This is a genomic window from Pseudomonas sp., assembly GCF_026224925.1.
Classification (GTDB): Bacteria; Pseudomonadota; Gammaproteobacteria; order Pseudomonadales; family Pseudomonadaceae; genus Aquipseudomonas.
Genome location: NZ_JAMFRV010000137.1, coordinates 1 through 10804, shown reverse-complemented (window position 1 = coordinate 10804; position 10804 = coordinate 1). Strand labels below are relative to the sequence as shown.

8 protein-coding genes and 1 pseudogene are annotated in these 10804 nt (G+C 56.1%); 3 read left to right on the top strand and 6 right to left on the bottom strand.

Features of this window, described 5'->3' with window-relative positions; all coding sequences use genetic code 11:
• A pseudogene (locus M0974_RS06080) lies at positions 1-472 on the bottom strand (hypothetical protein); the annotation flags it as partial.
• Positions 473-514: 42 nt separating this feature from the next.
• Positions 515-1846: an OprD family porin gene (locus M0974_RS06075; RefSeq protein WP_297834044.1), complete on the bottom strand. Its 1332-nt coding sequence runs from the start codon at positions 1844-1846 to the stop codon at positions 515-517.
• Positions 1847-2094: 248 nt separating this feature from the next.
• Between M0974_RS06075 and M0974_RS06070 the strand changes: the two genes are divergently transcribed.
• Positions 2095-2784, top strand: a complete 690-nt coding sequence (locus M0974_RS06070) for a GntR family transcriptional regulator (RefSeq protein WP_297834043.1) — start codon at positions 2095-2097, stop codon at positions 2782-2784.
• Positions 2785-2853: 69 nt separating this feature from the next.
• Here M0974_RS06070 and M0974_RS06065 read toward each other — a convergent pair whose 3' ends face one another.
• Positions 2854-4020, bottom strand: a complete 1167-nt coding sequence (locus M0974_RS06065) for a PLP-dependent aminotransferase family protein (RefSeq protein ID WP_297834041.1) — start codon at positions 4018-4020, stop codon at positions 2854-2856.
• Positions 4021-4102: 82 nt separating this feature from the next.
• Between M0974_RS06065 and M0974_RS06060 the strand changes: the two genes are divergently transcribed.
• Positions 4103-4549, top strand: coding sequence for a MarR family transcriptional regulator (locus tag M0974_RS06060; RefSeq protein WP_297834039.1), 447 nt, complete (start codon positions 4103-4105; stop codon positions 4547-4549).
• 129 nt (positions 4550-4678) lie between these two features.
• Here the strand turns inward: M0974_RS06060 and potE are convergent, their stop codons facing one another.
• The 3 genes from potE to M0974_RS06045 form a co-directional block, all read right to left on the bottom strand.
• Positions 4679-6058: a putrescine-ornithine antiporter gene (potE, locus tag M0974_RS06055; protein ID WP_297834037.1), complete on the bottom strand. Its 1380-nt coding sequence runs from the start codon at positions 6056-6058 to the stop codon at positions 4679-4681.
• An 83-nt stretch (positions 6059-6141) separates the two neighbouring features.
• Complete coding sequence (locus M0974_RS06050; protein WP_297834035.1) at positions 6142-8325, bottom strand: ornithine decarboxylase; 2184 nt, start codon at positions 8323-8325, stop codon at positions 6142-6144.
• Positions 8326-8403: 78 nt separating this feature from the next.
• On the bottom strand, positions 8404-9441 hold the full coding sequence (locus tag M0974_RS06045; RefSeq protein WP_297834033.1) for a zinc-dependent alcohol dehydrogenase family protein: 1038 nt from the start codon (positions 9439-9441) through the stop codon (positions 8404-8406).
• Between the two features lie 403 nt (positions 9442-9844).
• Between M0974_RS06045 and M0974_RS06040 the strand changes: the two genes are divergently transcribed.
• Positions 9845-10804: PAS domain-containing protein (locus M0974_RS06040; RefSeq protein WP_297834031.1), on the top strand; the 960-nt coding region annotated here is incomplete at its 3' end.

The window sequence follows — 10804 nt, the reverse complement described above, 5'->3', positions numbered from 1 at the left end:
GTGCTTCACGCAATCCGAAAACGTGCATTAACCAACGGTTGAACAAACCATTGTTGGGATCAAGCACCAGCGTCCAGCCCTGGACAACCGCAAGCGCCGGAAGGAAGAACGAAACCCAGAACGCAAATTCCAGCCAGCTGCGACCCGGCAAGTCCGTACGACCCAACAACCAGGCTAGGCCGATGCTCAGCGGCAACGCGACGAGCTGGCTGGCGAACGTCAGACTGAGCGTATTGCCAAGAGCACCCAAAATTCTTGGCTCATGGATCAGCGCTTTCCATCCGTCCAGAGTGAAGGGCTGCGCGCCCTCAATCTGGCTTTGAAAACTGCCCTGTATCACAGCCATCAACGGCAAGAGCGTGAGCGCCAGAAAGCCGACCACCAATACGCCGTAAAGCACACCCTCGATTTTCAGGTATTTAGCCTGTCTGGATGTCGGGTGCCGCAAGGCAACTGGGTTGGAAATCGGCATCTAAGGCTCTCGGTCAATGCAGGGTTAAAAGGGGCAAAGGTGTCAAAGCAAAGCCAGCGTATAGCTGACAATCACCTTGCTTTCGTCAACGTCGCGCGAGCTGCTCAATGCCGTCCGGAAAGAACCATTGCGCCACGCGAAATTGAGCCCCTTAAATGAGCCGCTCTGAACTGCATACTCAAGCGTTGTGCCGCGATACCACTCGTGACTGTCGCCGGTTGATGTCGCGATGTGCTGGCCTTTGAGGTAGTCCGCCGAAAGCTTCAACCCAGGGATACCCGCACTTGCAAAATCGTAGCTGTAAGTGCCTATCAGGGTGCGCTCACCGGCGTGTTGGAAGGTGTTGAGGCTTCTGTCAGTGGTTAGATAAGCACGTACGCCATCGCCCTCGGTCATGAACGGAAAATCGCTGCTTCCGGTAAGACGCTGGTAACCAAAGCCAACGGAATGGCCTTTCAGGGAGTAGGTAAAGAGCGAACTCCAGGCACGGTTGTCCACCTCGCCGGAATTGCCATAGCCGCTGCTGACATAGCCTTCTGAACGGCCGGCCTGGCTAGCATTCTTGCCGGTTGAATCGCTGATGAACCCGCGTAGTTCTGTCTTGAGCGTACCCACCGGCAACTGAGCTAAATGAGTTAGACCGACGAAGTGCTGGATGTAGAAGTCTTCAAGCTTGCCGTAGTAATACTGTGCCGTAAGGTCTTTCGACAGGGCGTAATCGCCGCCGGCAAATAGAAAACTGTTCACGAACTGACCAGTGTTTGCGTTGTTGGCACCCAAGATCGACAAACCTTGGTTATCAGTCGAGTTACGCCCTTTAGCCTGGGTAAGTTTGCCTGCGGTCAGCGTGAGTTTGTCGATATCACGTGTTGTGAACTGTGCGCCCTCATAAGTCTGCGGCAGCATACGACCGTCGTTATAGATAACGACAGGCAAAGTCGGCCGCAGTGTCCCTAGTTTGAATTCGGTCTTGCTAATGCGTGCCTTGAACGTCGGCCCCAGGCTGGAAAACTCGTTTACCGCCCGACCGTCGCTGTCAGTGGGGAACACTTGCCCGCCTCTGCTGCTGCCGGTTGGGTTGTAATGCGTGCCCTTCCCGGAATCCAGGCGTACCCCAAGCATTCCTAACGCATCGACACCAAACCCGACCGGCCCGTCGGTATAGCCGGAGCGATAATCGAGAATGAAGCCCTGCCCCCATTCGGCTTGCTTAGAAGGATTGGCAGCACCACTGCGGTTATCGCGGTTGATGTAGAAATTACGCATTTCCAGTGTAGCTTTGCTGTCGTCCAAAAAGCCTGAAGCATGTGCTTGAAAGTCCACGCCTATAACTGCGGCGCCTGAAAAAATCATCGCGGGTAAATACTTGCTCAACGGATAACTCCAACTTCCTGATGGGTAGCTGACCTGAGCGTTCCGTTGTCGAATAAGCAAAATAGGTCGTGTGCCATGGGTGGCAGGAGGCGACTCTAAATAAAATTAATTTTTTTAGAAAATGTTAATTTCTTCTGAGCATATGCTTTTTTCGCAGGAGCCTCGTCTGGACGATTGAGGCAGAATGCGCACAAAGAGACTGCTCCCAACCGAGCCAATAAGACCGAACCAGACACGGACAGCTGAGCATGACCATTATAAAATCCCCGCTGGGCGTCATTGAAACCGTGTACCAGCACATGCGTGTGCGACTCGTGACAGGACAGCTGAGGCCTGGCGAAAAGCTAAAAATCAGCCAGATAAGTCAAGATATGAACGTTAGTACCGGCGTATTACGCGAGGCCCTTACGCGTCTGAGTGCCGAGAACCTTGTGGTTGCCACACCACAACGGGGCTTCAGCGTGGCACCAATGTCCGCCGCTGAACTGATGGATATCACTCGCGTGCGTATCGACATCGAAGGGTTATGTATCCGCCGTTCGCTGAGCCTGGGTGATATCGAATGGGAATCGGCGGTAGTGGGTGCCTACCACCGCCTTATGCATACACCCGCGCGGGACGGCCATCGCCAGGCCCTACCTTCGGCAGCCTGGTATGGTGCCCACAATCACTTCCACGACACCATTGTCTCGGCCTGCGACAGCCCTTGGCTACTCAAGCTGCGCGAACAGCTTCAAGTTCAGGGCGAACGCTATCGCCTGATCGCCGCCTCAATGATCCATCATGACGAGCGCGATCTCGATGATGAACACAAACACCTGCTGGATGCGGTAACCAGCCGCAATGCCGACCTCACTGTAGAACTCATCGGCGCACATTTTTTACAGACCGCTGAAGGACTCCAGGAGCGTGGTGCCGAAATCTGGCTGGATAAATGAGCCTGCAGCCACCGCAGCGGTCTGTTAAAGGTGGTTTTCTATGCCAAACACCCTCTCCCACCATCAACCTCAGGCCGCTTGCGCCGCCTGGGCCTGATGCACCACCGCCGCTAACCGCTTGAGCCCTTCGTCCAGCCGTGCAGGGTCGATGTGGCTGAAGTTCAGGCGCAGATGCCCCGGATGGTTGTCCGGTTCGGGGAAGAAGGGCTCACCCGGCATGAACGCCACATTCGCCGCCAACGCAGCCTTGAGCAGTGTGCGGGTATCCAGCGGTTGCTTAAGCGTCAGCCAGAAAAACAGCCCGCCCTGGGGCACGTTCCAATCTGCCAGATCGGAAAAGTGCGTTTCCAATGCGGCCTGAAATGCATCCCGACGAACTCGGTAGAAGTCTCGTAACTCGCCCAGGTGATGTTGGAATTTCTCGGTGCCAATCCATTGCAGCGCTTGCCACTGCCCCACCCGATTGGTATGCAGGTCGGCCGATTGCTTGAGCCGCAGCAAATGCGGGAACAGGTCAGGACTGGCGATCAGGTAGCCGACCCGCAGCCCCGGCAACAGGGTTTTCGATACGGTGCCGGTGTAGATCCAGCTGGCCTTTTTCAAGCGGCTGACAATCGGCGTGGCGCTGCCGCCGTCGAAGGTCAGCTCGCGGTAAGGCTCGTCTTCGATCAGGGTCACGCCGAACTCATCCAGCAAGGCTGCCACGGCATCACGTTTAGCTTCGCTGTAGCGCACGGCCGACGGGTTCTGGAAGGTCGGGATCAAATAGATGAACGCCGGACGGTGTTTTTCCAGGCGGGTGCGTAGTTCATTCAGGTTCGGACCATCAGCCTCCAGCGGGACGGTGATGCAATCGGCACCGAACAGCTGAAAAATCTGCAACGCCGCCAGGTAGGTCGGCGCCTCCAGCAGGATCTCGGTGCCCTTGTCGATGTAGAGCTTGGCCGCCAGATCGAGGGTTTGCTGGGAACCACTGACCACCAGCACCTGACTTGCCTCGCACGGCACACCCAGCGCTCGCGCCTGGGCAGCCAGGGCTTCACGCAGCAACGGCTCGCCTTCGCTCATACCGTATTGGCCCATGGAAACGGGCATCTGGTCCCACTCCACTTTCGGCAGCATGGCTTCGGCCGGGAGGCCACCGGCGAACGACATCACTTCCGGGCGCTGGGCAGCGGCGAGGATTTCACGGATCAAAGAACTTTTAAGGCGCGAGACACGTTCGGAAAAAGCCATGGCGGTCACCGGTAGCGAGGTCTGAGTAAAATGAGTCAAACTGATTGACCGAAATTACGACAACCCGAGCGGATATGTCAACATGCTTGACCTTAAAAATCACGGTACTCAGCAACAGGCCATGGAAGCGTTTTTCTTCGGCTATCAGGCTTTCACCGCGAAGGCCGACGAAATGCTCGAACGCCGCGGCTTAAGCCGGGTGCACCAGCGCATCGTGTTTTTTATCGCTCGCTACCCAAATCTGAGCGTCAAGGAGCTGCTGGCGTTGCTCGGCGTGACCAAGCAGGCGCTGAATATTCCGCTGCGTCAGTTGGTGGAAATGCATCTGGTGAATAGCGTCGCGTCGGAGACCGACAAGCGTAAGCGGCTGCTGGAACTGACCGATGATGGCGCCCGTTTCGAGCAGTCGTTGCGGCGCGAGCAGGTGAAACTGCTGGAGCGGGTGTTTGCCGAGGCCGGGGAGACGGCGGTGAATGGGTGGTTGGCGGTGAATCAAGCGTTGGGAAAAACTCAAGTGCCTGCTGAGTAACTGTCGCTCCCACGCAGAGCGCCATTAGCGACTGCGCAGTACCGATAACGTGACTGGATCAACGACTGCTTTTGGCCGATTCTGTTGAAAACAGTCGGCCTTAGTCTCTGTCGCAACCACGATGATGAGTTACCCCACCCGACGTGCCTGGGGAGGAACAACCTCCGTAGCGCGCGGGGCGGCCAGTGGAACAGGCGGGCTGTCGCTCAGGCTCATGAACCTGCGGCTGACGGTGCCGTACAAGGTCCATCCGAGCATGGTGACGATACCGCCCAACATCATTGCCTGAGCGCCGGAGCTGTAAAGCGCGTAGTAGCTGTACGCGGCCGCGACATAGGCGACGGAGTTGGCCAGCAGCGCTTTTCGCGGGGTGATACCTGCTGCTTTCTGGATGGTCATTAACGCCGCCATCGACATCAAGTACGGCACCAGATTGGTCACAACCGCCAGGTCGACAATCATGTCGAATTGCTTGCTCAGGTCGGGGCTGATGGTCATTAGCGTCAACACCGTCTGAACCACAACCAACACCAACATGCCGATAATCGGCACACCGCCTGCGGTGGTCTTAGCGAAGATCTTCAAGAAGTACCCGACATCAGCGGAGCTTTTGAACACCTGGGCAATGGTGAACTGCCACCCCAGCAATGAGCCGACACACGCGATAATCATCAAACCCATGACGATGTTACCCACCAGCGGTGTGTACATCATCGCGAACGCCAGACCAAAGGGCGCCGTAGAAGCGGCAAGGTCAGCGTTGGGGACAATCCCTGCAATCACGTTAGTCGAGACGATGTAGATCACGGCGGCACTAATCGTTCCGCCAAGCACCGCAATCGGCACATTACGCTCAGGATTGTCCACCGCATCGGTGTTGGCGCAAGCAGATTCAAGCCCCAGAAACGCCCATAGCGTGATTGCAATCGACGAGCCCACAGCTTGCAGCAAAGGCATGTTGTGAGGGTTCCAGGCCGAGACGTACAGAGCAGGCTTGAACCAGAACCAGCCCAGTAATGACACACCCACGACCGGAATGATCACCCCCAAAATGGTGATGTTGCCGATTTGCCCGGTAATGCGCGGCCCACCGAAGTTCGCCACCGTCGTTAACCAGAGCAGCGCTATGGTGGCCACCGCTACGCCCATCGGACTCAGCGTTACGTTGAACAGCTCCGTCGCGTAGCCCACCGCTGTGATGGCAATAGCAACGTTGGCGATCAGCAGTGAAACGCCATAGGTGTAGTTGGACATGAAGTTGCCCGAACGGCCGAACGCATATTCGGCATAGCCACCCATACCGCCAGGCTTACGGCTGAAACGTCCACATTTGGCAAAGGCATACGCCAGCGCCAGTGAGCCCAAAGCGGTCACGATCCAGGAAACAATCGAGATGGTTCCAACCTCTGCAAGCTTGGCGGGCAGCAGCACGATTCCCGAGCCCAGCATGTTGATGCCCGTCAACACAGTCAGCTGCAGCACAGTCATTTTCTTTACATCTGTGGCCATCTTGCACTCCAAAAGCCTACCTTTTCAGGCAGCTCGCAACCCATGAAACGATGCGCGATGCATCCTGATTGACCAGGTGGCGATCACTGCTTGATCACATGACCATAAGCACGGATGCGACCATCGTCCTCGGTGCGCAGATACACGCCTTGGAGTTCAGGGTTGAATCCCGGGAATTGGTTGATCGCGTCCTGCAGCGCCAGGAAATACTCCAGCACCGCGCCGTCCCAGATTTCGCCGGGGACGACACACAGCACGCCGGGTGGGTAAGGCAATGCGCCCTCGGCAGCCATCCGTCCCCTGGCATCTTCCAGGGCAATCAACTCCACCTTGCCACGCACGAATTCGAGGTTGGCTTCGCGCGGGTCCATGGCCACCACAGGCATGCCTGCTTTGCGGAACATGTCCTTCTGCAATTGCTTCACGTCATGGCGCGCGTACAGCGAATGCATCTCCTGACACAACTGGCGGATGCTGTAGTCGCGATAACGCGCGAGATGGGCGTTGTAGACACCCGGCAGCACGTCTGCCATGGGCGCGTCATCCTTAATAAAACGCTCGAAGCGTCCAATTTGTGCCACCAGATGCTCCATCTTCGCCTTGCCTTCGGCGGGCGTAAGCAGAAACAGGATGGTATTGAGGTCGTTCTTTTCCGGGACAATCTCGTATTGGCGCAAGAACGTTGCCAGCACGCCGGCATGAATGCCGAAGTCCATGTACTTACCCGTCTCTGCGTCAATACCCGGCGTGGTGAACAGCAGTTTGCAGGGGTCGATAAAGTATTGATTCTCGCCGTACCCCTCAAACGCGTGCCAACGCTCATCGGGGTGATAGCGGAAAAACCTCAGGTCGTTGGCGATCTCGTCGGTGGGATAGTCTTGCCAATAGCGGCCATCGATGGTGGGCGGAACAAAGGGCTTGACCAGGGTGCAGTTGTCCATCAGCAGCTTGCGCGCCTCAATGCCGGCGCGCACGCATTCGTCCCACAATCGGTGGCCACTGCGACCGCTGTGCATACGGGCATTGACATCCAGGCACGCGAACAACGGATAAAACGGGCTGGTCGATGCCTGCGCCATAAACGAATTGTTCAGGCGCAAATGGTTGCAGTAGCGCGCCTGCCCCTTGATATGACGGTCTTTCTTATGAATTTGCGAGGCTTGGGAGAAACCGGCCTGCTGCTTGTGAATCGATTGGGTAACAAAAATCCCTGGGTCATCGGCCCCCAATTCCAACAGCAAAGGCGAGCAGTCTCTCATCATCGGGATGAACTGCTCGTAGCCCAGCCACGCCGAGTCAAACAGGATATAGTCACACAAATGACCAATGCGGTCGATGATCTGCCGGGCATTGTAGACAGTCCCGTCGTAAGTACCCAACTGAATGACTGCCAGCCGGAACGGCCGCTTATCGTCGGCTTTTGCCGGCGCAACGGTGCGCAGTTGCTCACGCAGGTATGACTCTTCAAAACAGTGTGAGTCGATGCCGCCGATCAACCCGTAAGGGTTGCGAGCGGTCTCCAGATACAGCGGCGTAGCCCCTGCCTGAAACAACGCGCCCTGATGAATGGATTTATGGTTGTTGCGGTCGAACAACACCACATCACCGGGCGTCAGCAGTGCTTGGGTGACGACCTTGTTAGAGGTCGACGTACCGTTCAGGACAAAGTAAGTCTTATCGGCGTTGTAGACCTTGGCAGCACGTTTTTGCGCTTCCAGTGGCGCGCCCTCGTGGATCAGCAGGTCTCCCATTTCAACGTCAGCATTGCAGCGGTCCGCGCGAAACAATGTTTCGCCAAAGAAATCGAAAAACTGCCGGCCTGCCGGATGTTTGCGAAAAAACTGGCCGCCTTGATGGCCGGGGCAGGCGAACGTTGAGTTACCGCGTTCGACGTAGTGTTTGAGCGCACCGAAAAACGGCGGCAACAAAGCTTCTTCGTACTGCGTCGCGGCCCTCTCCAGCTTATGCCCATAAAACTCAGCGTTATCGGTCCCCAGATCAAACACGCCGCTGATCTGCAGTAGCACTTTCTCGACGTCGAGAATAGCTTTGCGGGTCAGTTCATCATGTTTGGCCACGGCAAAAAATACCGGGATATCGAACCCTGATCTGCTGATGTCGTCGACCCGACCCTCGCGCCAGTCGTCAGCCGTCAGCACCACCGCCGCAACGTCAGTCAGATCAGTTGCGGAAAAATCCACGACCTCGCGGGACGTTAAAAAGCTACTGCGCGCGCCAAGGCTTGCGGCTACTTTTAGTCTGTTCATTGCGTGCCTTTTTTCTGAATAAATAAGTGTGGAGGCAGAAGATGTGGCAGCGTTTCAGGCATCCGTGAAGGTTCGCGATCAGGCCTGGATGATCACCTTGAGGGCCTTGGTATCAGCCGCATGGGCAAAGGTTTCGTAGGCATCCAAGATGTCATCGAGGGAGAAATGATGAGTGATCAATTGCGTGGGATCGATCTTGCCGGCCTTCAAAGTGCCTAACAGCATGGGTGTACTGACTGCGTCCACCAGGCGTGTGGTGATGGTGATGTTGCGATCCCACAACGATTCCAGATGCAACGTGGCAGAAGTCCCATGCACACCGATGTTGGCAATCGTGCCGCCAGGGGCCACCAGTTGCTGACACAGCTCGAAAGTGCTCGGCAGCCCGACCGCCTCTATGACTGTATCCACGCCGCGGCCATCGGTGAGTGCCATTACCGCTTCCATCGCCTTTCCATCGCTACTGTTGATCACTGAAGAAGCCCCGAAACGCGTCGCCACCTCCAGGCGATTGTCGTCCAGGTCGATCATGATCAGTTGCGCTGGCGAATAGAATTGCGCGGTCAGCAGGGCTGCAAGCCCTATAGGCCCGGAACCGACAATGGCTACCGAATTTCCCGGTTGTACCTTGCCGTTGAGTACACCGCACTCAAATCCTGTAGGCAGAATATCGCTGAGCATCACCAGCGCCTCTTCATCTGCGCCCTCGGGTATGCGATACAGGCTGTTTTCCGCATGAGGAATGCGCACGAACTCCGCTTGGGTGCCATCAATCTGGTTACCCAGGATCCAGCCACCAGTGGTGCAATGCGAATACATGAGTTTGCGGCAGTACACGCATTTGCCACACGCGCTGATGCAAGAAATGAGCACATGATCGCCCACCTTCAATGTCGACACCGCAGCGCCGACCTCGTGCACCACACCTACGCCTTCGTGCCCCAGAATTCGACCAGGTTGGCAGGTCGCGACGTCCCCCTTAAGGATGTGCAGATCCGTCCCGCAGAGGGTCGTTTTGGACATTTTAACGATGACATCGGTAGGTTCAGCTAGGGTCGGCTGCGGACATTGCTGCAGTGCTTTCTTGCCTGGGCCCAGATAAACGAGCGCTTTCATAATGCGGATTCCGTGGGGATAAACCTTGAGGTCTCCACACTAGGCTTGATCAAGTGAAGGCGGCAGGCTCGGAAACTACTCATCCGGTACCTGCACGGCAGCGCCTTCACAGCCAGTACTGGATTTACCTCATGAGTGCACGCTGATAACCAGCGCTACAGGGTCTGAGGGTTGAGGTTGGCGGTGTCTGCACAGTAGCCAACCCGCTGAAAAATCTATAGGTTCGGAATATACCTAGAGGCAGTTGCCGATTCAGTGCGAGTCACGCTTAAACGATAACAGCCCCTGAACCCCTTGATCGGAAGTCCAAGACGAGCAACCTTCCAGCAGATGAGGGGAACGAATGGAGTTCGCTTACACGTCTAACGTGCTCAAACCCCGGAAATCATCGAGATACAACACCATGCGCCGCGAAACTGGCACACCCTTTGAAGCCGCCGTCATCGCCAATGAGGTGAATTGCCGGTTCCAGTCGTTTCTTTATCAAGCCGCTGCCCCCACCGTGTTTCTGGATGCAGACCTCAATATTCTGTTTTTCACCCCCGCCACAACCTCATTGATCAACATTCTCGCAATCGACATTGGTAGACCGTTAGTTGATCTCAATACCGCCGGGTTAGGCGAAGACGTATCCGCTGAGGTCGCTTATGTACTGGCCCATGGCGGTGATCTGGAGCGGGAAATAATCAGTATCGATCAGCGCAGTTACCGACGTCGTATAGCCCCTTTCAAATCGGCTGACCTATTGCCCCCGGGGATTTTAATTACCTTTGCTGACCACACCAACATTCAGCAACTCGCGATTGAACTAAGTCGAATTCGCAAAGAGGTCGAGATCTGCCGGGCCAACCATATCAATGCGCTCTCAGCCTTGAGTCATGACCTGCGTCAGCCGTTGCAGACGCTTAAACTGCTGCAAGCGCTTTTAAGGGAAACGCTCCACGAAGTCCCCCCCCTGCAACTGGCCGAGCAGATTGGCGACGCACTGTCGGTGATGTCTGGCGTGATCAATCTGATATCGGAAAAGACACCGATCACCCTTCAGTCGAATTTGATGATCGCTTCGTTGCCTACTTCGCAGGCATCTGCCGCCAGTCATCGCGGCATCATTCTTATCGTCGAGGATGACTGTGACTTGCTCGAGCTGCTTGGGAAATTGCTACATCATCAAGGTTATGAAGTGGCCTTGGCCCTGGACAGTGCCGCCGCACTCAGTTGGATCTTTCACAGTGGTTTGAAACCAGACCTGATCCTTGCGGATTACCGCCTAGGCACTGACATGAATGGCCTGGAACTGATCGGGACGCTGCGCAAGCAATGGCACTCGGAGGTGCCGGCCATCGTCCTGACTGGAGATGTATCG

Excerpts from the sequence above, each read along its gene's own strand:
- M0974_RS06070 (WP_297834043.1), top strand. The coding sequence starts at position 2,095 with ATGACCATTATAAAATCCCCGCTGGGCGTCATTGAAACCGTGTACCAG.
- M0974_RS06065 (WP_297834041.1), bottom strand. The coding sequence starts at position 4,020 with ATGGCTTTTTCCGAACGTGTCTCGCGCCTTAAAAGTTCTTTGATCCGT.
- M0974_RS06060 (WP_297834039.1), top strand. The coding sequence starts at position 4,103 with ATGCTTGACCTTAAAAATCACGGTACTCAGCAACAGGCCATGGAAGCG.
- potE (WP_297834037.1), bottom strand. The coding sequence starts at position 6,058 with ATGGCCACAGATGTAAAGAAAATGACTGTGCTGCAGCTGACTGTGTTG.
- M0974_RS06050 (WP_297834035.1), bottom strand. The coding sequence starts at position 8,325 with ATGAACAGACTAAAAGTAGCCGCAAGCCTTGGCGCGCGCAGTAGCTTT.
- M0974_RS06045 (WP_297834033.1), bottom strand. The coding sequence starts at position 9,441 with ATGAAAGCGCTCGTTTATCTGGGCCCAGGCAAGAAAGCACTGCAGCAA.